Annotated in this window: 12 protein-coding genes and 2 pseudogenes; 1 reads left to right on the forward strand and 13 read right to left on the reverse strand. The window is 60.0% G+C overall.

All coding sequences use genetic code 11. The annotated features are described in order from the left end of the window. Positions 1–106 precede the first annotated feature (106 nt). The 13 genes and pseudogenes from RHM58_RS26365 to RHM58_RS26425 all read right to left on the reverse strand — a co-directional run bounded on the left by RHM58_RS26365 (position 107) and on the right by RHM58_RS26425 (position 21,238). Entirely contained in the window at positions 107–1,960 is a 1,854-nt protein-coding gene (locus RHM58_RS26365; protein WP_322268647.1) for a polyurethanase, read from the reverse strand. 100 nt (positions 1,961–2,060) lie between these two features. After that, on the reverse strand, positions 2,061–3,764 hold the full coding sequence (locus RHM58_RS26370; protein WP_201203539.1) for a polyurethanase: 1,704 nt from the start codon (positions 3,762–3,764) through the stop codon (positions 2,061–2,063). Positions 3,765–3,787: 23 nt separating this feature from the next. After that, a complete protein-coding gene (locus tag RHM58_RS26375) occupies positions 3,788–6,859 on the reverse strand; it encodes an autotransporter domain-containing protein (protein ID WP_201255189.1) in 3,072 nt (1,023 codons plus the stop codon). Positions 6,860–7,068: 209 nt separating this feature from the next. After that, on the reverse strand, positions 7,069–10,029 hold the full coding sequence (locus tag RHM58_RS26380; protein WP_322268649.1) for an autotransporter domain-containing protein: 2,961 nt from the start codon (positions 10,027–10,029) through the stop codon (positions 7,069–7,071). Between the two features lie 233 nt (positions 10,030–10,262). Continuing rightward, positions 10,263–11,627 (reverse strand): TolC family outer membrane protein, encoded by a 1,365-nt coding sequence (locus RHM58_RS26385; RefSeq protein WP_201255191.1) that lies wholly within the window; start codon positions 11,625–11,627, stop codon positions 10,263–10,265. 2 nt (positions 11,628–11,629) lie between these two features. Then, the gene (locus RHM58_RS26390; RefSeq protein WP_322268652.1) at positions 11,630–12,979 is read right to left on the reverse strand and encodes an HlyD family type I secretion periplasmic adaptor subunit; all 1,350 of its coding nucleotides are present in this window, start codon (positions 12,977–12,979) and stop codon (positions 11,630–11,632) included. Then, a pseudogene (locus tag RHM58_RS26395) lies at positions 12,976–14,762 on the reverse strand (type I secretion system permease/ATPase). The gene RHM58_RS26390 and the pseudogene RHM58_RS26395 overlap by 4 nt, the downstream one beginning before the upstream one ends. Positions 14,763–14,962: 200 nt before the next feature. After that, positions 14,963–15,393, reverse strand: a pseudogene (locus RHM58_RS26400) (AprI/Inh family metalloprotease inhibitor). Positions 15,394–15,490: 97 nt separating this feature from the next. Continuing rightward, on the reverse strand, positions 15,491–16,945 hold the full coding sequence (locus RHM58_RS26405) for a serralysin family metalloprotease (protein ID WP_201255194.1): 1,455 nt from the start codon (positions 16,943–16,945) through the stop codon (positions 15,491–15,493). 507 nt (positions 16,946–17,452) lie between these two features. Beyond that, positions 17,453–18,538: a polyamine ABC transporter substrate-binding protein gene (locus tag RHM58_RS26410; RefSeq protein WP_322268653.1), complete on the reverse strand. Its 1,086-nt coding sequence runs from the start codon at positions 18,536–18,538 to the stop codon at positions 17,453–17,455. Positions 18,539–18,591: 53 nt separating this feature from the next. Continuing rightward, positions 18,592–18,933, reverse strand: a complete 342-nt coding sequence (locus RHM58_RS26415; protein WP_322268654.1) for a cupin domain-containing protein — start codon at positions 18,931–18,933, stop codon at positions 18,592–18,594. Between the two features lie 31 nt (positions 18,934–18,964). Continuing rightward, positions 18,965–20,371, reverse strand: coding sequence for an NAD(P)/FAD-dependent oxidoreductase (locus RHM58_RS26420; protein ID WP_322268655.1), 1,407 nt, complete (start codon positions 20,369–20,371; stop codon positions 18,965–18,967). A gap of 51 nt (positions 20,372–20,422) precedes the next feature. After that, positions 20,423–21,238: a helix-turn-helix transcriptional regulator gene (locus tag RHM58_RS26425; RefSeq protein ID WP_322270906.1), complete on the reverse strand. Its 816-nt coding sequence runs from the start codon at positions 21,236–21,238 to the stop codon at positions 20,423–20,425. A gap of 260 nt (positions 21,239–21,498) precedes the next feature. On the opposite strand from RHM58_RS26425, the gene RHM58_RS26430 reads away from it, so the two are divergent. After that, positions 21,499–21,774 (forward strand): DUF1652 domain-containing protein, encoded by a 276-nt coding sequence (locus RHM58_RS26430; RefSeq protein WP_201203500.1) that lies wholly within the window; start codon positions 21,499–21,501, stop codon positions 21,772–21,774. Positions 21,775–21,800 lie beyond the last annotated feature (26 nt).

Genomic DNA, 21,800 nt, shown 5'->3' on the forward strand with positions numbered 1-21,800 from the left:
TCGTTCTTCGCGAGCAAGCCCGCTCCCACAGTGGATCTGTGTCGTGCACAAAATCTGCTGCACACTCGATCCATTGTGGGAGCGGGCTTGCTCGCGAAGGGCCCTATCAGGCGATCACAATCCCGGAGCCAGACAAACTCTCCAGCCCAACCCCCACCAACGTCACCGAATCACCACCAAACGTCAGCACCGTGTCATGCCCGACCGCCGTGGCATGCGCCCGGAAGTCATCGTTCGGCGCCACTCCCGCAACACCCATGAACACCAGTTTGTCGCTGGCCTGATAACCAACCACCTTGTCCTGGCCAAACGCACCACTGAACAGGAAGGTATTGATCCCGCCGCCCGACTCCATCAGGTCATTGCCCGCGCCGCCGACAAACACGTCGTTGCCCTTGCCACCGATCAAATGGTCGTTGCCGTCCAGGCCAAACAACCAGTCACCGCCGGCGTGTGCGGTCAGCGTATCGGCACCCGCCCCACCCTTCACCGTCGAGGCGTACTGAGTCAGGTTGTTGCCGACCTTCAGGCCATCTGCCGTGACGCTGTGGGTCACGTCATCTTTGAACACGCCCCACAGGAATCCCGGTTCCTTGGTGATGATGCTGCCGATGTCGCGGGTGATGCTGATGCCGCCATTGGCATCACGCACGTAGAGGTTGCCGGCGCCATCGTTGGCGAAATCGAAGCTCTTCACCGACTGCTGCAAGTCCAGCACGTTATTGCCCTTGCCGCCGAGCAGGATGTTGTAGCCGCCACCATCGCGGAAGGTGTCGTTGCCATCCCGGCCTTCAAGGTAGTCGTTACCCTTGCCACCCTGGATCAGGTCGTCGCCGTCACTGCCGATGATGAAGGTGCTGCCCTTGTGGGTTTCAGCGTTGCGGTTCAGATCCTGGACCCAAGTGTTAGCCCGCGCCGGGTCCGACAGGTTGGCGACGATGATGGTCGAGTCTTTGCTGGTCAGGTCGTAGAACTTCGACTCGATCACCCGGTTCATGCCATCGCCATAAGCGGTCGGCAAGTGCGAAATCCAGGTCGGGACGTTGAGGATGGAAAACGGCAGCACGTTCCACGCCGTCGAGGCGTAGTGATCGTTGAAGCTGACGATGTTGTCCGTCGCCGAATCCTTGGGAGCATCGTGCACGCCGACAGACGCCAGGTTGAACGTCGAGCCGTCGAGCGCGCGGAACACCGGGTCGTTTTCGTAGCCAACGTTAAGCACTTTATCGGTGCTGCTTTGGGTCGGCGAAGCGTAGGCGATGTAGTTCGAGTCCTTGAAGAAACCGCCCCACTTGTCAGTGCTCAGGTCCGCCGCGCTGTTGACCGCCAACCCGCCCAGGCTGTGGCCGCTGAACAGCACGTCCTTGCCCGACAGCCCATTGGCACTGGCAAACGCGGCAACGTTGCCGAGCAGTTTGCCAAAGGCTTCACCGACGTAATTCTTCGCGTAATCCTTGGGACCCAGCGCGGCCAGCAGGTCGTTGATGATGTCGCCAATGGAGTCGCTGATCTGGATTTCCCGCGGGCCGCTGGTGCCGCGAAAGGCAATGCCCATTTCGGTGAGATGACCCTGGGCGTCGTACTTGCCGAGGATCTCGACCTGAGCGCTGGTGAACCCGGCCTTCTCGCCATAGAAGGTTCCCCGTGCATCGGTCTTGCCGTCATAGCCCAATTGCGAGGCGGTGATCGGCGTCCAACCGGCCTTTTGCACGGCAGCCAGAGCGAGTTTTTCCGAATCGGGGTTCCATGGAACGCCCGGGATGACGCCCTGGGAGTCAGTGCCACCGATCAGCGCGGTGACCAGCGTCGCCGGCAAACCGAGGCCGAAGCCGTTGTGCTGATAACCGGCGGCAAAGCCGTTATCGAGGTTGTGATAGGAATACAGCGTGATGGCCATGGCGTCGCTGAACAACACCTTGGAATCGGCTGTGCCGAAGTTCTTGTAGTCATACACACCCATAGATATTGCCTCTCTCTTTGCTGGAATCGTCAGAGATAGCTCACAACCAGGACGCCTCACTGACGAGGCGCCCCGGAGCATTTAGTGCATGCAGCTTTTCTTACGCGAAGGTGATGCCTGAAGCCGACAGGTTATCCAGCCCGACCCCGACAAGGGTCACGGCAAAATCGCCAACCTTGAGCACCGTGTCATGGCCGGACTGGGTTGCATGTTGCTTGTAGTCGTAGCCCTGCCCTGCGCCCTGGACGCCCATGAACACCAGTTTGTCGCTGCCCTGGTAGCCATTGATCGCGTCAAAACCGAAGGCGCCGCTGAACAGGAACGTGTTGTTGCCGCCCGCGGCATGCATCACGTCATTGCCCGTGCCACCGACGAAGGTGACGTGACTCTTGTCGCTGCGCAGCAGGTCGTCGCCGGCGTTACCGAACAACCAGTCGCCGTCGACAGTGGCGGCCAGCGTATTGCCGTAGGCATCGCCATTGAGCGAGTGGTTGTAGTGGGTCAGTTCGCTGCCGTTGAGCAAGCCGTTGGCGCTGACGGTGTAGGTGATCTCCTTGCTGGTCATGCCCCACCAGCCACTCGACTCCTTGCTCACCAGCGCCCCGATGTCGCGGGTCAGGCTAATGCCGCCGTAGGCATCGCGCACGTACAACGTGCCGTCACCATCGTTGGCAAAGCTGAAGTTCTGCAGCGGCTTTTGCAGCTCGAAGGTGTTGCTGCCCTTGCCGCCCAGCAGGATGTTATAGCCACCGTCATCGCGGAATCGGTCGTTACCGTCCCGGCCCTCGATGAAGTCATTGCCGGCGCCGCCCTTGAGCAAGTCATTGCTGTCGGTGCCGATGATGAACGTGCTACCGGTGTGTGGCTCGCCGCTGCGGCCCAGGTCCTCGACCCAGGTGCTGCTGCGGGACGACTCCGTCAGGTTGGACACGATCAGCGTCGAATCCTTGGTCGTGAGGTCGTAGAAGCGCGAGTCGATCACCCGGTTCAAGCCGTCGGCATACCCCAACGAGCCATGGGCCGACCAGTTCAGCGGATTGATGATGCTGAACGGCACCAGGTTCTGTGAGGTCGACGCGTAGTTATCGTTGAAGTTGACGATGTTGTTGGTCGCTGACTCCTGATGGCCGTCGTGCTTGCCCATTGAGCCGCTGCTGAACGTGGTGCCGTCCAGCGCGCGAAACACCGGATCATTCTCGTAGCCGATGTTCAGCACGTTGTTGCCGGTGGCGCTTTGGGTCGGCGAGGCGAAGGCCACGTAGTTGGCGTCCTTGAAGAAACCACCCCAATTGCTGCCACTCAGTTCCGCGACGCTGTTGACGCCCAGACCGCCGAGGCTGTGGCCGCTGAACAGCACGTCCTTGGCGCTCAGGCCGTGGGCAATGGCGAACGCGGCGACGTCCTTGAGCAAGGTATCGAAGGCGCTTTTGGCGTAGTTCTTCGCATAATCCACCGGTCCGACAGCCGCCAGCAGATTGTTTTTCATGTCGCCAAAGGTGTCGCTGTAGCCCAGGCCACCGGTGCCGCGAAAGGCCACACCGAGGCCGATCAGCTTGCCGGCGGCGTCGTACTTGCCGAGCACTTCAGATTCGGCGCTGGTGAAACCCTCTTTCTCGCCATAGAAGGTGCCTTGAGCACTGGCCTTGCCTTTGTATCCCAGTGCCGTCGCGCCAATCGGCGCCCAACCGGTGGCCGGCAACGGCTGGCCGGTTGGCGTGTAGGCATACAGCGTCAATGCGATGGCATCGCTGTACAACTCTTTGCCGGCCGCACTGCCGGCATTTTTGTAATCAAACAGTCCCATTCTTTTGCTTCCTTAGCGTCAAATCAGAACTGCCAGTCCAGGGTCAGGCCCACGCCGTGGTCCTTCTCGTTGGAACCGATCAGTCCGTTGTAATCCAGGTTCACGCGGGTTGCCTGGTTCAAGGCCAACCCGGCGCGCAGCCCGACGACCGCGGCGTCGCGGTCCAGGGATACGCTCTGCACGCTGAATGCGGTGTTGCCGTTGGCGAAGGCCAAGTGGTCTTCGGAACGGGTGCTGCTCAGGTTGTGCTGCCAGCCGAGGCTGCCAGACAGTTCCAGTTTTTTCTGGTCAGACAGCGCAATCGATTTGCCGGCCCGCAGACCGAGGGTCGACAGCACCGCGTCGCGGTTGTCTTCACCGCCCTTGAGCGCCGCGGCATCACCGTTCTCGGTGAAGCCGTCGCTGTTCAAGTGCACGTAGGCCAGGTTGGCGAACGGTTCCAGTGCCAGCGGTTGCAGGTCCAGTTTGTAAGCAGCCTCGGCGAACAGTTGAGCCGTGGTCGCATCGCGTTTGGTTTTCTGCTTGCCGCTGACGTCGCCCAATTGCAGTTCACGTTTCACATCAATCCGATGCCAGCTGTAAGCACCACCGACGCTCAAGCGCAGGGCATCGATTTCATGCCCCAGGTACGCACCCAAGTGGTAGCTGTCGACCGATGCCGACGAATGCGTGCCATCGCCCATGCTCAACGAGCTGTCGCTATAACCAGTAACGAAACCGAGGCGGGTTTCTTCAGCAATCAAGCCATCACCACCGACCAGCAAGCCGCCGATGGAGCTGTTGGAGCTGGCGTTGTCATTGCCGCCATCGCTCTTGCCCCAGGCGCCAAGGGCCTTGACCCAGAGGTTGCTTTTGTCATCGGTCGGCGCGCCGGCGTTGAACAGATCCCGTTCACGCAGACGCTCGCTGACGGCATCACGCAGGTAGCGGCTGTCGTTGATCAGCATCGTGCCGATGGCCGGATGAATCTCGCCGGACAGTTGCTGGAACGCTTGCTGGGCCACCGCTGCAGTCGGCGACAACAGCAGGGTTTCGTACAGCGCATTGCCCGCGCCCAATTGCTCGGCGGCAGCGCCTACAGCGCGTTGGTTTGGAGTCAGGCCAACGTTGCTGAAGGACGTCGCGTTACGCACCACCGCCAACTGAATGCCGTTGGCCGAATAGTCGAGGGCACCGCCGATAAACAGGTAGTTCGGCAATACCGCACCGAATTGCCCTTGTATGCCGCCGGCCGCTTGCAGGATGTTGTACTGATGGCCGAGCAAGCTTTGGGTCTGGGCGGTGGTCAGTAATGTCGGACTGTTTTCCAGGGACAGGCTGACCGTAGCGCCATCGATCACTGCTTTGCCGCTTGCGACGATCTGGTCGCTGCTGGTCGGTGACAGTTCCACGGCGTAGGTCGAGCCTGGTTCGAAGACGACGTCGCCCGTCACGTGCAAGGTGCCGATGGAGTTGCCCGGCGCCACGGTGCCGCCGCTTTTCGCGGTCAATGCACCGATGCTGCCGTTGCCGCCGAGGATGCCGCTGTCATTGACGGTGACCGCGGACATCAGTGAACCATTGATCGCCAAGCGGCCCTGGTTGACCAGCGTCGGACCGGCGTAGGTGTTGGCGCCGGTCATCACCAGGGTGCCGATGCCCTGTTTGGTCAGGCCGCCATGGCCGGAAATGTCGTTGCTCCAGGTGTCGAGCCCGCAGTGCACGTCGTTACAGACACGCTCGGTGGGTTTGCCGGCGTCGACGATCGCGCCGATGCCTGGCAGGTCCGCGACAAACTGGCTGGAGCCGTAGGCACCTGCGATGCGGAACTCTTCGGGAATGTCCTTCTCGGTGACGAACATCGCCGGGCCATTGACGCCCTTGCTCAGGTTGATCATGCCCCAGCCGTACAACGCGTCGATGCCTGGGGCGCCGAGGTCGGTGGCGGTGGTGCGCAACACGCTGGCGACCTGCGCGCCGGTCATGTAGGGGAAGCGTTCCATCAACACCGCCATGGAACCGGCCACGTGCGGCGCGGCCATCGAGGTGCCGTTGTAGTTGGCGTAGCCGGTGGTCAGGTTCTCGGCGTTGGTGCCGCTGATGATCGAGCTGTAGATCTTGGTGCCCGGTGCCGATACGCAAAAACTGGCGGTGTAGCCGCAGCGCGACGAGAACGTGCTGATGTTATAGGGGTTGGCGCTGGTCAGGTCCGGGTTCTGTTGCAGCGCGGCGACGGTGACCCAGTTCGGCGCGATGTCCGGCACAAAGTAACCCAGGCCGGCAATGGCATCGGGGTTGTTGAGGTTGTGGTCGTTGCCAGCGGCGAAGATCGTCACGATGCCGCTGCGGGCTGCGGCAATCGCGCCGTCATAGGCACCACCCGGTTTGGTCCCGAGCAACGGCCGGATCTCGTTGAACTGCAACTGGGCGTCTTGCACGGTGAAGTGCGGATGCGCCGGGTCGCTCCCGCCGAGGTCGAAGCGATCGGTGATGCCGATGCCCCAGCTATTGTTGATGACGCGTGCGCCACTGGCGATCAGGGCATCCCAACCGGCCTTGTAAACCGCGCCGTCGTTGCCGCGAATGATCCCGTCCTCCGGGCCTGGGTCACCGTTGTCGGCGCTGATGATTTGCGCACCGAAGGCGACGCCGTGCATCGGGCCGCCGTCGCGGCTACCGGCAGCGATCCCGCCAACGTGGGTGCCGTGAGCGCCGAGCTTGCCGTTGGAACCAACCGAAGGCGTGCCGTCATAACGGAACGCATCCCCGGCTTTGACCGGAATGTACGGGTCGGTGTATTCGCGAATGCCGCTGGTGACCAGGTTGATTACTTTGTTGGCCCCGGAAAACTCCGGGTGCGCGGCGTAGACCGGCTGGTCGAAGATCCCCAGTTTCACGCCTTTGCCGGTGTAGCCGGCGGCGTAGGCGTCCTGGGCGTTGATCGCGCCCACGCCCCAATCGGCCTTGAACTCGGCGCTGCGCCAACTGTTCGGGTCACCGAGTTTGCCGTTTTCCACGTAAGGCGCGGCATGGGCGGTACCCAGCGTGGCCAGTGCGCAGAGCACCGCGTAGTTGAGGGTTTTCAGGGCAAATTTGTTGTTGTTTTCAAGCTTCATCCAACGACCATCCTTAGTTGTGTTGCCAAAAATCCTTGTGGCAATGAGGCGTTACCTGTGGGAGCGGGCTTGCTCGCGAAGGCGTCCTGTCAGTCACGATTAATGTTGGCTGACAGTCCGCTTTCGCGAGCAAGCCCGCTCCCACAGGGGTTCATCGTTTCAATCCTTAAACCGGGCGATCCTCATTGCCGCATTCGTCGTTTACCGCGTTAAAACTGCCAATTGAGGCTAAGCCCCACGCCATGGCTCTTCTCGCGGCTGGCCAGTTGGCCGGTGTAATCGAGGTTCAAGCGAATGTCGCGACTCAGGGCCAAGCCGGCATGGGCGCCGACCAACGCGGCGTCGCGCACCAGCGGCGAGCTTTCCACCGAGAACGGCGTGCTGGCGCTGGCAAACGCCAGGTGTTGCTCCGAATCGGTACTGCTCAGGTTGTGCTGCCAGCCGAGGCTGCCGCTCAGTTCCAGTTGTTGCTGGCCGGACAGGTTCACGGTTTTCAGCGCCCGCAGGCCCAGGGTGCTGAGCACTGCATCGCGGGTGTCGCCGTGGCTTTTCAGCGCGGCGGCATCGCCTTTTTCGGTGAAACCATCGGTGTCGAGGTGCACGTAGGCCAGGTTGGCGAACGGCTCCAGCGCCACGGGTTGCAGGTTCAGGCGATACGCCGCTTCACCAAAGACCTGAGTGGTGGCCGCATCGACTTTGGCTTTCTGCTTGGCACTGACATCGCCGTATTGCAGATCACGTTTAACGTCAGCCCGATGCCAGCTGTAGGCACCGCCCGCGCTCAGGCGCCAGGCGCCCAGTTCGTGGCCGGCATAAGCGCCCAGGTGATAGCTGTCGACTTGCGCCGAGGAATGCGTGCCGGCCCCCATGTTCACCGAACTGTCGCTGTAACCGGTGACCAGGCCGATTCGGGTCTGCTCATCCAGCGCACCATCAACACCAGCCAACAGACCGCCAATCGAAGTGGTGTAGCCGGCCGTGTCGTTTCGGTCATCGGTCTTGCCCCAGGCGCCAAGGGCCTTGATCCAGCCGTTGCTTTGGGTGCCTTTCGCGTCGTTGAGGCGCTCACCGATTGCATCGCGCAGATAACGGCTGTCGTTGATCAGCACAGAGCCCAGCGCCGGGTAGATTTCCCCCGACAGTTGCTGGAACGCCTGTTGCGCGGAACTTGCAGTCGGCGACAGCAGCAGGCTTTCGTAGACTGGATGACTCGCCCCCAGCCCTTCCACTGCACTGGCCACGGCACGCTGGTTCGGGGTTTGCCCGACACTGGCGAAACTCGTGGCGTTGCGCTCAACGCTCAGGACAACCCCGGTGGCGGAGTAATCAAGGCTGCCGCCGATGAACAGGTAGTTGGGCAACACGGCGCCGAACTGACCCTGAATGCCGCCGGCTGCTTGCAGAATGTCGTACTGATGACCGAGCAGGCTTTGCACTTGCCGGGCGCTGAGCAAGGTCGGGCTGTTTTCCAGCGACAGACTCACCGTGGCACCGCTGACGGTGGCCATGCCACCGGCGACAATCCGGTCGCTGCTGGTCGGCGACAGTTCCACGGCGTAGGTCGAGCCCGGCGCGAAGGTCACGTTGCCACTGACCTGCAAAGTCCCGATGGAATTGCCCGGGGCGACCGTGCCGCCGGCATTCGCCGTCAGTGCGCCGATGCGTCCGGAGCCGCCCAGGGTGCCGCTGTCATTCACGGTCACTGTTGAGGCAAGTGAACCGTTCACCGCCAGCAAACCGCCGTTGACCGTGGTCGGGCCGCGATAGGTGCTGTCGCCGGTCAGCATCAACCGCCCGACGCCGGACTTGATCAGGCTGCCTTCATAGACCCGACTGGCCGCCGCGGCATCCCGCGCCATGCCCACTGCATAGTCAGTTTGATCCTGTTGACTGGCGCCGGCCGCCACACCGTTTTGCCAGCCTCTGTTCTTCAGGGTTTGTTGCCAGGCGCTGTGCTCGACGGCATCTTCAGCCTGACGCTGGATCAACGCCTTATCGCTGATACCGTTGCTCCAGACATCGCTCTGCCCTGCCCCCAGATTGGCGTCAAAAGAACCGAGCAATTGCCCCGGCCCGCGCATCGCCCGATCAAGGTTGGCCACGCCCCAGCCGACTGTCGTGTTCGGCGCATTGGTGATTGAACCGTCGAGTTGGGTCGCGGTGGTCAGCAGCACTTGCAGCGCTTGCTGGTTGTTCATGTATGGATAGCGCTCCATCACCAGCGCCAGGGCGCCCGTGGCGTGAGGCGCGGACATGGACGTGCCGGACTTGATCGCGTAGCCGCCACCGGGAATGGTGCTGTCGATCTTCGCGCCGGGGGTGGTGATGCACCAGTACTTGGCGATCCCGCACTGGTTGTACTTTTGCTGATTGCCTTGATCCAGCCCCGAGACGGCAAGCCAGTGGCCTTCCAGATCCGGCTGGAAGTACGGCAGCGCCGAACGCACGCTGGCGTTGGGATAACCGCTGTTGCCGGCGCTGAACACATTGATCACACCGCGACGAAGGGACACGTCGGCGGCGGCATCGAGCCAGGTGCCTTTGTTGAAGTGTTGGGCGTAGGCCGCGTGCAGATCGTCGAGGGTTCGATAGCTGACATCCGGCGGCTGACTGCCCCAACTGTTGTTGATCGCCCGAACGCCGGCATCTACCAGGGCGTTGTAAGCCGCTTTGAAATACTGCGGATCGGGGGTGGGGCCGAACAGGAAGCTGTCGTTCTTGTTGGTATTGGCCACGTAGATTTGTGCGTTGTACGCCACGCCGTGCATGCCGCTACCATCGCGGGAAGCGCCCATGATGCCGGTGACGTGGGTGCCGTGGGAGTCGTTGTTGGAGTTGAGCGTGCCGACGACATTGAACGGTGAGCCGTCGACGTAGCTGCCGCTGGTCATGACCGCGTGGTAACGGTCGGTGGCGAATTCGGGATGAGTGGAATCGAAGCCGGAATCCAGTTCACCGATTTTCACGCCTTTGCCGGTGATGCCGGCAGCATAGGCTTGATCGGCTTGCATGCGCGCAAGCCCCCAATCGCGCTGGAACTCGGCCGAGCGCCAACTGGCGGCGTCACCGGGTTTGCCGGTTTCAAGGTATTGGGCCTGGGCTGCGGCGGGCATTATGCAAACCGCGAGCAATAGCGTGCCGACCGAAACCGGCTTGATCTGTACGTCCATGTCTTCTCGCTTTTTTGGCGTTATTAGAGTTTTAGTCCCCCTGTCCGAGGGGGTGGTGTTGCCGTATTACTGCATCGCACTTCTTTCAGGTTGAAGGTGACTCTGTGGCAAGGGGGCTTGCTGTGGCGAGGGGGCTAGCCCCCGTTGGGCTGCGAAGCGACCCCAGATGGCGGCTGCTACGCAACCGAACGGGGGCAAGCCCCCTCGCCACAGGTTTGTATACCTTCAGAAAATCACTGGGTTCTCGGGCCCTGGCCAAACGCCTCGTCAACCCTGGCCAAATCCTGCTCGTTCAAGGTCCCGGCGTAGTAATGCAACTTGGTCCACGCCATCAGGTAGTCGTAACGCGTCTGGGCCAGGTCGCGGCGGGTGGTGTAGAGCTGTTGTTCAGCGTTCAACGCATCAAGATTGACGCGCTCGCCACCCAGAATGCTTTGCTTGGTCGAGACCACCAACGCTTCCGCAGAGGTCAGGGCTTTTTGATAGGCCCGCAGTTTGTTCACCCCGGACAGGCAGGCACTGAACTGGCGACGCAATTCGATCAAGGTTTCCCGGGTCTTGCCATCCAGCTCGTACTCGGCCTGTTCCATGTTACTGCTGGCCTGGCGGGTCATCGCCGAGACCCCGCCGCCGGCATACAGCGGCACGTTGACTTCGAAGCCAATGGTGTTGGTGTCGTAGCGCTGGTTATAGGTATTGCCGCTTTCCGACTCGTTCTGGCGCACCGTGGCATAGGCGCTAAGTTTCGGCATGTGCCCGGCACGATTGCGCTCAACCTCGTAGCGCGCCACTTCCACGGCCTGGCGTTGGGAAGCCAGGTTCGGGTTGTTGGCCACGGCCATCTCGTGCCAGGTGTCGTAATTGGCCGGTTGCAAGGTGAACGTCTGGAAGTTCTGGTCCAGCGGCGCCAGGTCGCCGATATTGATCGTCGGCACGCCAATCAGCGCCCCGAGTTCACGCAACGACGCGTCCTGCTCATCGCGGGCCTCGATTTCCTCGGCCGTGGCCAGTTCATAACGGGACTCGGCTTCCAGAATATCGGTACGCGTGCCCTCGCCCTGGCGGAACATCTGCTCGTTTTGCTGGAACTGCTGTTCGAAGGCTTTCTTCTTCGCTTGCGCGATGTCGATCTGATCCTGCGCGAACAATGCCTTGGTGTAGTTCTCCAGCACCCGCACCAGCAATTCCTGACTCTTGCCTCGAAAGGCTTCGTCGGCGAACAACGCTTGCGCCACGCCTTTGCGATACGAGGCGTATGCCTCGTAGTCGAGCAATGGTTGTTGCAGGGTCAGGGTCGAGCCGTAACTGCTGTAGTTACGGTCATCGGTCCGGTTCTGCCCGTGCTCATCCAGCGCGGTGGCCTTGGAGGAGTTACGTCCCTTGTTGTAGTTGTAACCGATCTTGGGCAACAGCCCGGCGCGGCCGATGATGCGGTTTTCAAGGCCGGCATCCCGCTCCTTGATCGCACCAAGGAACACCGGGTCATTGCGCAACGCTTGTTCGTAGATTTCAAACGGCCCCAGGGCCATCGCACTGTTGCAAGTCAGCAACGCCAGGGCCGCTCCGAGCATGGAAAGCTTATTCATACAACCGAACATCCTTATTCCTCGGTCAACGCGGAGCCTGCCCGGTCGAGCAGCGGTTTGAACAGATAGTTGAGGAGTGAACGCTCACCCGTACGCACGAACATTTCGGCGGGCATGCCAGGCTTGATCACCAGACCGTGGAGCTTTTCCATCGCCTGGTCACTGACGCTGCTGCGCAGCACGTAATACGGTGCACCGGTTTTTTCGTCGAGCATCTGGTCGGCGGAAATCAGGCTGACTTCGCCTGGCACTCGCGGCGTGCGGCTCTGGTTGAACGCGGTGAACAGAATGTCCACCGGCAGGTGCGTACCGACCTTGTCGATCAGGTTGACCGGCAAGTGCCCTTCCACTTCCAGCCGAGTGCCTTGGGGCACGATTTCCAGCAGGGTTTCGCCCTGGCGCACCACCGCACCTTCGGTGTGAACCCCTAGGTTGACCGCGATGCCGTCAGCGGTGGCGATGATCTCGCGGTGTTGCAAGTCAAACCCGGCGGACGTCAGTTGCTCCTTGAGCGTTACGCTTTTGAGCTGCGCGTCGGCCAGTTGGGTGCGGACTTCTTTCTGGTACTCCTCGATGTGCTGCTGCAGCTTGAGTTTCGCTTCGAGGATGCCCTGCTCCACTCGCCCGCTTTCACCGGTGTTCTCGGCCAGTTGTTGCTGTACTTGCGACAGCTGACGCTGATATTCCATCAACCGGTTGCGCGGAATGTAGCCGTTGTCCGCCAAGGGCTGAAGGTTGCTCAGTTGCTGTTGCAAGGAGTTGGCCTGAGCCGTCAGGTCGGTGCGCGCACGGCGCATGCCGGCCAGTTGCGCACTGGCGCCTTCGATGTTGGCGCGCAGTCCGCCCTGCTCCCGGAAATAGGCTTCGCGGCGGCTGCTGAACAATTGGCGCTGGCCTTCCAGTACCAGCATCAAGCGTGGGTCAGCATCCTTGCTCAGCTCGACAGGGAAATTCACCTGTTTGAGATTGTCCCGCTCGCTCTCCCAACGCGCCACGCTGGCCCAGGCCATGCGGTATTGCGCCTGAAGCGAATCGACGTCGGCAGCGACTTGCGTCTGGTCGAGCTGGAACAGCGGCTGACCGAGTTTCACCACCTGGCCTTCGCGCACCAGAATCCGGCTGACGACGCCGGGACTCATCGATTGCACGGCCTTGCGCTTGCCGGACACCACCACGGTGCCTTGCACCGGGATGCCTTGATCCAGTGGCGCGAGGCTCGCCCAGGTGAAGAAACTGCCAGCACCGACGATCGCCAGCACCCAGCCCATACGGGCGAAGAATTTGGCGTCACGCTCAGGGCGTTCAGCGATGTAATCGTGTTCCATCGTTGCTTCGTTTTCAGTGTTCATGCGTGCGCTGCTCATACACCCGAATTCCTTGTCGTGGGCTGATACTGCCGGCTCATGCTGAGCCCGCCGGGTGCCTGCACTGGTTTGTCTCTTTGCTGCTCCTGGTTGGCAGACGCGTTCCCGGACAGTGCCTTGAGCACGTCGTGACTTGGGCCGAACGCCTGCAAGCGACCTTCGTTGAGCACCAGCAACTTGTCGGCCTGGGCCAGCGCCGAGGAACGGTGGGTCACCAGAATCACGCTGGTACCCTGGGCCTTCATGTGCGCGATGGCGCCGGCCAGTGCCGCTTCGCCGACGGTGTCGAGGTTGGAGTTGGGTTCATCCAGCACCACCAGGCTCGGTTCACCGTACAGAGCACGGGCCAGGGCCACACGCTGCTTCTGGCCGCCGGACAAACCGCCGCCGTCTTCACCGAGCACGGTGTCGTAGCCTTGAGGCATGCGCAGGATCATTTCGTGGACACCGGCGTGTTGCGCGGCCTCAACAACTTTTTGCGGGTCCGCTTCACGGAACCGGGCAATGTTTTCCGCAATGCTGCCGCTGAACAGTTCGATGTCCTGAGGCAGATAGCCGATGTACGGCCCGAGGTCATCGCGGTTCCAGCGATGAATGTCCGCACCGTCGAGCCGCACCGTACCGCCGAGGGTCGGCCAAACACCGACCAGTACGCGGGCCAAAGTCGACTTACCGGAACCGGAGGCGCCAAGCACACCCAATACTTCCCCTGCACCCAGACTGAAATTGACCATATGCAACGTGGCAGCACGCTTGCCCGGAGGGCCGGCGCTGACTTGTTCAAAGCTGATCTGACCTTTGGGGGCTGGCAGCTCCATGGCTTCGTCACTGGGTGGATAGGCTTGCAGCAACGCATCGAGGCGGCGGTAAGCGAGTTTGGCGCCGCTCCATTGTTTCCATACGGCGATCAGTTGATCGATGGGGCTCAGGACCCGGCCCATGAGGATGGAGCCGGCAATCATCATCCCGGCAGTCATTTCGCCCTTGATCACCAGCAAGGCACCCAGGCCCAGCACCAGCGATTGCAGGCACAGACGCAAGGTCTTGCTCGCGGAGCTGATGACCGCGCCGGTGTCACTGGCCTGATTTTGCAAACCCAGGAAGCGTGAATGCACCTGGAACCAGCGCTTGCGCAAGGCACCGAGCATGCCCATGGCCTGAATGGTTTCGGCGTTATGCAAGTGGCTGGTGGCTAGTTGGCTGGACCGCTGGGAAAAACCCGCGGCTTCGCCCAACGGCTTTTTGGTCATGGCTTCGTTAAGGAATGCCAGGCCGATCAGCAGCACCGCGCCGGCAGTGGCCAGCACGCCCAGCCAGACGTTAAACAGGAAAATCACAAACAGGTACACCGGGAACCATGGCGCATCGAAGAAGGCGAACAACGCCGGGCCGGTGACGAACTGGCGAATGTGGGTCAGATCCCCGAGCGACTGCCCGGCGTTGCCCTCGCCTTTAAACAGGTTGCGCTCGAACGCCGCCTGATAGACCCGCAGGTTGAAGCGGCGCTCCAGTTGGCTGCCGATGCGGATAACGATGAAACTGCGCACGATCTCCAGCACGCCGATGAAGGCAAAAAACCCACCACCATCAATGACAACATGGCCAGGGTTGTTTCGTTTTGCGAAGACAGCACGCGGTCATAGACCTGAAGCATATAAATAGACGGAACCAGCATCAGCACGTTAATCAACGCGGTAAAACAACCGACGCTGATCAGGATGCTTTTATAGTCGCCCAGTGCCTTGAATAACGGTGCGGTGCCTGGGGCGTTCGCCATCTTCATTGAGTTTTCCTGAGATGATATGCCTCGCCATTCATTGACGAGATTTCTATTAACTGTCCGCACACGGGTCGAGACATTCTTCGCAAGTTACTGCTTACACTTTCATAACAACTCTTTTCATAAATCGAGAGTTTCGGTTATTGAAGGGCTGCTTATAACTGCAACAGCAAGCTATATATCGGCGGCTGGCGCCGGGTCAGCTATTTTTCGCTTTGCGCTGCGCGCACGAGCGTAATGATCAGACCTGACTTCAGCGTGCTTTTATAAAGCCCCTCACGCTGTCGGCTGAAGAACACAATTCTTGAACCTTCTTTGCCGGTAATCGAGATACCGTCCGGTTCCGGGAACCAGCCAATCGCCGGTTCGTCCAGCCAGGCACTGAGGCATTCGGCGCCATTACCCAGGGTTTGCTGTTGTTCAAAATCGATGGCGCAGACGTTCGACGGTTTGTCCTGCAACGCTTGGGATTCGGCGGTGTCTTGCGGGGTGTTGAGGGTGGCCTGCCAACGACCTGCCAGTTCCGAGGGGTCCGCTAATTTCAGGCTGCTTGCCATGGCTACATCTCCAAAAACATCATCAGCGTCGCCAATAGCCACGCGGTTGCTCTGTAGGTAAAGGCGTTATGGGTCATAGGACGTTTTACTCCGGCGTGTAGCCTTACTCACAGCAGGCAACGATGCAAGGACAGAGCGCGGCGCATCAAGCGCCGCGCTCCTTTTTGCCTTGAATCAGGCCACGATGTCTGTGGTAACTGCCTGACCAACGGTGCTGACCAGGAAGTCAGCCACGCCGTGCCCGGAGAAGTCCACCGACAACAGGCTGTTGCCACCGGAAGAGGTCAGCACCGCATCGCCTGCCGCACCTGTGAACGAATTCACGAAGTGCAGACCTGCGCCTTTGGTGATACCGGTCAGGTCGATCTTGTCCAGGCCACTGACAAAATCCATGATCTGATCGGCCGCACCTGGCTTGGAGTCAGTGCTGGCGGCAAACACGAAGGTGTCCGAACCCGAACCACCCCACAGTTTGTCCGCACCGCCCGCGCCGTAGAGGATGTCGTTGCCGGCACCGCCCTTCAGCTCGTTGGCCACGCTGTTACCGATCAGCAAGTCATTGCCCGAACCACCAATGGCGTTCTCGATGATCGCGCCCTTGGCGATGGACACGTTGCCCACCAGACCGCCAACGTCGGAGAACGAGGCGTCATTGAGGTTGATCTTCTGGTTTTGGGTAAAACCGGAGAAGTCCAGGGTGTCCTTGCCGCCCGCATCCCAAACCGAGAACACCAGTTTATCGGACGACGAGGTTGCGCTCAGGAAGTCACGACCGGCGTTGGAGTTGAAGCCGTAGGTGGTGTCACCGGTACGGGTCTCCATGTTGGCGCCGTAGAGCTTCTGGATGGCCGCGATATCGTCCATCAGCGGGCCGGACGAATACGCTTCGACGCCGCCCTTGCTGAAGTTCTGGTTGGTATTGCTTTCACTCCAGTAGCTCATGAGGCTGTAGCCACGGGTGTCCTGGCCGTAGGACGCGTCGTTGTAGGTCGGGTTGCCTTCGCCGGCGTTGTAGTCGCCAGGGTGAGCCAAGCCCAGGGTGTGGCCAATTTCGTGCGTCAGGGTTTGACGCCCGTAGTTGCTCAAGCCCGGGGTTTTGTTGACGTTGTAGCCACTGCCAGTCAGGTACCAGGACTGACCGTCATAACCCGGCTCGGTGCCCGGCAGGAACGCAAATGCCGCTGCACCTTCCTGGCCGCCGCTGTAGTTACCGAAAGTCATGTGGCCGTCGCCACCCTTGGACGCTTCGGCAAAAGTAACGTTGGCCACATCGCCCCAGGATTGCATGGCGAGCACGGCCTGGGATTTTTGCAGGGCGCTGAACTGACTGAAACCGGTGACGCCCAGACCGCTGAAGTTCGAGGTCTGGGACGTCAGAAAGGTGTAAGTCAGTTCGATCTTGCCGCTGCCGTTGAGATCGTGCCAGGAAGCACCATCGCGCAGCAGTTGAGTCGCGGCTTGATCCACCGAGAAGGAGGGTTTGCCATTGACCGTGAGGTTGCCGCCACGATCGTACTGATGGCTGAAGCTATCGATCTGGCTGAACGCAGAACTCGGCGCGGCCAGTGCTTGCAGTGGCTGGAAGGCCAGTTCGGCGGAATCAATAGCTTTGGCTTTTACTTTCGACATAAACACACTTCCTTGTTAATCAATGGAACAGTTTTTGTCCGACGGGACAATCTCTGGCGAGATCGTCCAATCACTCGCCCAATGAAGGCGTAAGAAACCTGACACAATTTGAAATCAGACGTCTACTACTTTTTTTGGCCAAATTGGTGCACTCAGGCAAGTGCCCGGAAACAATGGATGCGGGGTAGAAATATAGTTTTCAGAGAGGAGGTTTGAACTGATTGTCAGACAATTGGATATTTAAATATTAAATAGAGATAAGTTGTGTTTTGTCGAAAGCGTCTCACTTTGCTGGACTTATTAATATCAGTGCCAGTGCATTGCCATCAACTAATTAAACATTTAGTGAATACTTGTTGCTGCGTTGGCGCTTGATGGAATAAGTAACCTGTGGCGAGGGGCTTGGCCCCGCTGGACTGCGCAGCAGCGCCCTTCTTTTGGGACAAGCGGGGGCAAGCTCCCTCACCACAGACAAGCTCTACGCCACAGCATTCGAATAGCCTGACCTCAACTCCCCGTCCGAATCTTGTTCCACACCCGCGTCCGAATCCGGTCGATATTCAGTGGCATCGCCTCCAGCGCGAACAATTTCCCCATCATCTCCGGGCTCGGATAGACCTTGGTATCGTTCTTGATCGCCGGGTCGATCAGGCTGTCGGCCTGTTGATTGCCATTGGCGTAGTGCACGTAGTTGCTGATATCGGCCATCACGTCCGGGCGCAGCAGGTAGTTCATGAAGGCGTAGCCGGCCTTGTCGTCCGGGGCGTCGGCGGGCATGGCGACCATGTCGAACCAGATGGCGGCGCCTTCCTTGGGAATGGAGTAACCGATGTCGACGCCGTTCTTGGCTTCTTTTGCGCGGTTTTCCGCTTGCAGGATGTCGCCGGAGAAACCGACCGCCACGCAGATGTCGCCGTTGACCAGGTCGCTGGTGTATTTGGAGGAGTGGAAATAGCTGACATATGGCCGGACTTTCATTAGCAGCGCTTCGGCCTTTTTATAGTCTTCGGGGTTTTTACTGTGGTGCGGCAGACCCAGGTAGTTCAGGGCGGCGGGCAGCAATTCCGGGCCATTGTCGAGAATGGCCACGCCGCACTTTTGCAGCTTTTTCATGTTTTCGGGTTTGAAGATCAGGTCCCAGGAATCCACGGGCGCGTTGTCGCCCAACACCGCTTTGACCTTGGCGATGTTGTAGCCGATGCCGGTGCTGCCCCATAGGTACGGGAAGCCATGTTCGTTGCCCGGATCGTTGGTTTGCAGCGCAGTGAGTAGCACCGGGTTGAGGTTTTTCCAGTTCGGCAATTGGCTCTTGTCGAGTTTCTTCAACGCCCCGCCCTGAATCTGCCGGGCCATGAAGTGATTGGACGGGAACACCACGTCATAGCCGGATTTGCCGGTCATCAGCTTGCCGTCGAGGGTTTCATTGCTGTCGTAGACGTCGTAGCTGAAGCCGATGCCGGTTTCTTTCTGGAAGTTCTTGGTGGTGTCTGGGGCGATGTAGTCCGACCAATTGTAGATCTTGACCGTTTCCGCCGCGTGGCTGAGGGTCGCGACCAGTGCGAGGGGTGCCAGGGTCAGTGTCTTTCGGATCATGAGTCGATTCCTGTATGGGTTGTTGTTATTGGCAGGCAATCAAAAGATCAAAATCAAAAAATCAAAACGTAGGTCTTGCGCACGGTTTCCTGGATATCCCAGATACCGAGACTATTGGCCGGCAACATCAGTGCATCGCCAGCTTCTATGTGCAGGGTTTCCCCGCCGTCGGGGGTGAAGGTGCAGCGGCCCTGGATGAAGTGGCAGAACTCCTGGGCGACGATCTGCCGCCGCCAGCGGCCGGGGGTGCATTCCCAAACGCCGGTTTCAACGCCATCGTCCCGCTCGACGCTGGTGGTCGAGGCCACCGCCGCCGGGATTCCCAGCGGTACGGCGACGGGGTTGGACTCGTCCAGTTTCAAGGTGACGGTGTTTTTGAATTGCGTGATGCTCATGGGAGTACCTGTCGATATAGAGAACGCTTTTTTAGTGCATGAAACCTTCCATGAACCCCGCCACACCGCTGGCGAGCTTGCGCCGCCAGGGGGCAGTGGCCGGGTTGGCAAGGGTCTGGTCTTCGTGGACGAAGCTGCGGATGATCGCGTTGTAGCCGAGCCAACGGCAGGGTTCCGGCTCCCAGGCTCTTAACGCATTGAGGCCGCCTTGGGGGATGACCCAAGGCTGGCGCACCAGATCGGTATCGCGCTCCAGAATCAGATCGGCCAGGGTTCGTCCGCCCAGATTGCTGGCACCGACACCCTCCCCGCCATAACCGCCGGACAAGGCAATGCCATTGGCCCGATCGCAGAGCATGTGCGGTTTGAAGTGACGGGACATGCCCAGGTTGCCGCCCCAGGCGTGGGTGATGCGCACGTTCTTCAACTGCGGGAACAGTTCGCCGAACAGATAACGCCGCAGCTCCACTTCGCTGGTGGTCAGGTCGAAGTCATGGCGCAATTTGCCGGCAAATTGGTAGCCACCCCGCGCACCGAACACCAGACGATTGTCGACAGTGCGCTGACCATAGGTGACCTGACGGCTGGCTTCACTAAAGGCCTGGCCCTGGCTAAGACCGATTTCATCCCAGGTGGCGGCGGACAGCGGTTCGGTGGCTACCAGCAGGCTCTGTACGGGCAACTGATAGCGGCCCAAGGGCGGCATCGTCACCGAATAGCCTTCAACTGCCGGCACGATCCAACGACTGCGAACCTGGGCTTTCGCCGTACGCAGGCTGCCGGACTGCCAGTGGGTGACCGGGCTGCTCTCGTAAATCTTGACGCCCATGCGCTCCACTGTCCGCGCCAGGCCTCGGACCAACTTTGCCGGATTGATGGTCGCTACGTGCGGTGCATAGATACCGCCATAAGGCTTGGCAACCCTGATCTGTTGCGCCAATTGCTCAGGGTTGAGCCAGCGGTAATCGTTTTCGGTCAGACCCTGGCGGTAGAGTTTGTCCAGATAACTGCGCAAGCTGGCTTCCTGCTCGGGATAGCGGGCCGCGCAATACAGCACGCCGCCCTTGCGGTAATCGCAGTCGATGCCTTCGCGTTCGAGGACGATCTCTACTTCATCGGGAATGCCGTGCAACAGATCAAACGAGGCACGACGCTGTTCGGCCGGCAGACCGGCGAGCAAACGGTCCTCGCCCAGCAGGTTGCCCATCAGCCAGCCACCATTGCGGCCCGACGCACCAAACCCGGCGGTTTGCGCTTCGACGATGGCGATCTCAAGTCCTGGGGCCAGGCGCTTGAGGTAATAAGCGGTCCAGAGCCCGGTGTAGCCAGCGCCAATGATGGCCACGTCGACGTCCAGGTCCCGTTCCAGGGCCGGACGTGCCAGCAACGGCTCGTCGAGTTGATCCATCCATAAACTGATCGTGCGCCACGCCGGCATAACAAGACTCCACCACTCAAACTTCGATGGCGTCGATCCTAGAGCGTGACCTCAGCGACTGTCTTGCGCGCGTGCACGCAAAGAAATTTGTTTGACGTAGGCCTTGGGCGACTGGCCGGTGTGCTGGCGAAAACAACTGTAAAACGCCGACAGTGAGTTGAAACCGGCGGCGAATGCCAGTTCATCGACTCGCAACGGTGGTGTGGCCTTATCCAATGCAGCCAAAAGATGCTGCAAACGCGCCTGATTGACGTAGCGATAGAAGCTTTGCCCGAGCACCTGGTTCAGCAGGTAGGAAATCTGATTGCGGCTGTAACCGCACTCCTTTGCCACCCGCTGCAAATCGAGCTCGGGGTCCAGATAAGGTTGCTGGCGCTCGAAGTACTGCTGCAGGTCTTCGGCCATGAAACTCAGCTGTCGCGGCGACAAGCCGAGCCGACTGGCCGCCGGGCGTAGGTTGCTGCTGGTTTTACTGGAAGGTTGTTCGCGCACCAGAGAGGCGTACTCGTTGACGCGCCAGATCAGCCCGTCGCGCACGGTGATGGCTTCGCTGGAACGAAACGACACCAGCCCGTCGCTGCCGCGCAGGGTCATCTGGTACTGAATGAACGCCGTATTCCCGTCCAGCCGAATGCGATCCGAGTGCTCGAGCGCTTCATCGGGATTGCGCGGCATGCTGTCGCGCACGTACTCGCGCAGCTCGTCCAGCCTCATCACGCGGTTCTGGAAAAAGTCGCTGTACTGAATATCCGGGTGATGCAGGGCCATGACGCCATTCAGGTCCCGGTATTTCCAGCACAGGTGGTAGCGCATGACCGTTTCGCCCGTGGCCTGGGTTTGCAGCGGACCATCATCATCGGCGTGCATAAAGCGCTCGGCGAAAAAATCGAGCTTGCCGAACTTCGGCCTCGGCTTCAATGGCCAATCAATGATGGCCTTTTGTCGATGAATGACCGGCGCGTGACCCATATCAAAAAAACGGTACCAATCGCCAAACAGACTGAAAAAATCCACATGGTTTTCACATCTGGATGCTACTTTTAAATGCATTCACCGGTTGAGCCATTGACGGCTCTTCCCCCTAACATGAGCTAAAGGAAGCGCTCGATGACTAAGGCGGGCAACACATGAACAAAGGGTCATTCAGCAAAGTCACCTTTCCCAACGCCTGCCAGCTGATGCGCTGGCATTTTCATCCCATGGGTTTCGAGGCGAGCATGGACGCACCGGGCAGCATGATTGCCCGTCTTTTTGACCGTGCCAGTGGCGAGACCATGATCGCCATTGCCGGCATTCCTTGCGCGACTGTGATGAATGCTGCGGATGTAGAACGAATAATCGAAGCGGTGGAGGACGAGCTTGAGGCTTTTATTCCGCCGATGGCGCTCAGAAGTTATGCCTGAGCATTTAACAGCCGACAAAAAGCCCA

The organism is Pseudomonas sp. 10S4, from assembly GCF_034344865.1.
GTDB lineage: Bacteria > Pseudomonadota > Gammaproteobacteria > Pseudomonadales > Pseudomonadaceae > Aquipseudomonas.

Coding starts and splice junctions, on each gene's coding strand:
- RHM58_RS26365 (WP_322268647.1), bottom strand. CDS start 1,960: ATGGGTGTGTATGACTACAAGAACTTCGGCACAGCCGATTCCAAGGTG.
- RHM58_RS26370 (WP_201203539.1), bottom strand. CDS start 3,764: ATGGGACTGTTTGATTACAAAAATGCCGGCAGTGCGGCCGGCAAAGAG.
- RHM58_RS26375 (WP_201255189.1), bottom strand. CDS start 6,859: ATGAAGCTTGAAAACAACAACAAATTTGCCCTGAAAACCCTCAACTAC.
- RHM58_RS26380 (WP_322268649.1), bottom strand. CDS start 10,029: ATGGACGTACAGATCAAGCCGGTTTCGGTCGGCACGCTATTGCTCGCG.
- RHM58_RS26385 (WP_201255191.1), bottom strand. CDS start 11,627: ATGTTCGGTTGTATGAATAAGCTTTCCATGCTCGGAGCGGCCCTGGCG.
- RHM58_RS26390 (WP_322268652.1), bottom strand. CDS start 12,979: ATGAGCAGCGCACGCATGAACACTGAAAACGAAGCAACGATGGAACAC.
- RHM58_RS26405 (WP_201255194.1), bottom strand. CDS start 16,945: ATGTCGAAAGTAAAAGCCAAAGCTATTGATTCCGCCGAACTGGCCTTC.
- RHM58_RS26410 (WP_322268653.1), bottom strand. CDS start 18,538: ATGATCCGAAAGACACTGACCCTGGCACCCCTCGCACTGGTCGCGACC.
- RHM58_RS26415 (WP_322268654.1), bottom strand. CDS start 18,933: ATGAGCATCACGCAATTCAAAAACACCGTCACCTTGAAACTGGACGAG.
- RHM58_RS26420 (WP_322268655.1), bottom strand. CDS start 20,371: ATGCCGGCGTGGCGCACGATCAGTTTATGGATGGATCAACTCGACGAG.
- RHM58_RS26425 (WP_322270906.1), bottom strand. CDS start 21,238: ATGCACGCCGATGATGATGGTCCGCTGCAAACCCAGGCCACGGGCGAA.
- RHM58_RS26430 (WP_201203500.1), top strand. CDS start 21,499: ATGAACAAAGGGTCATTCAGCAAAGTCACCTTTCCCAACGCCTGCCAG.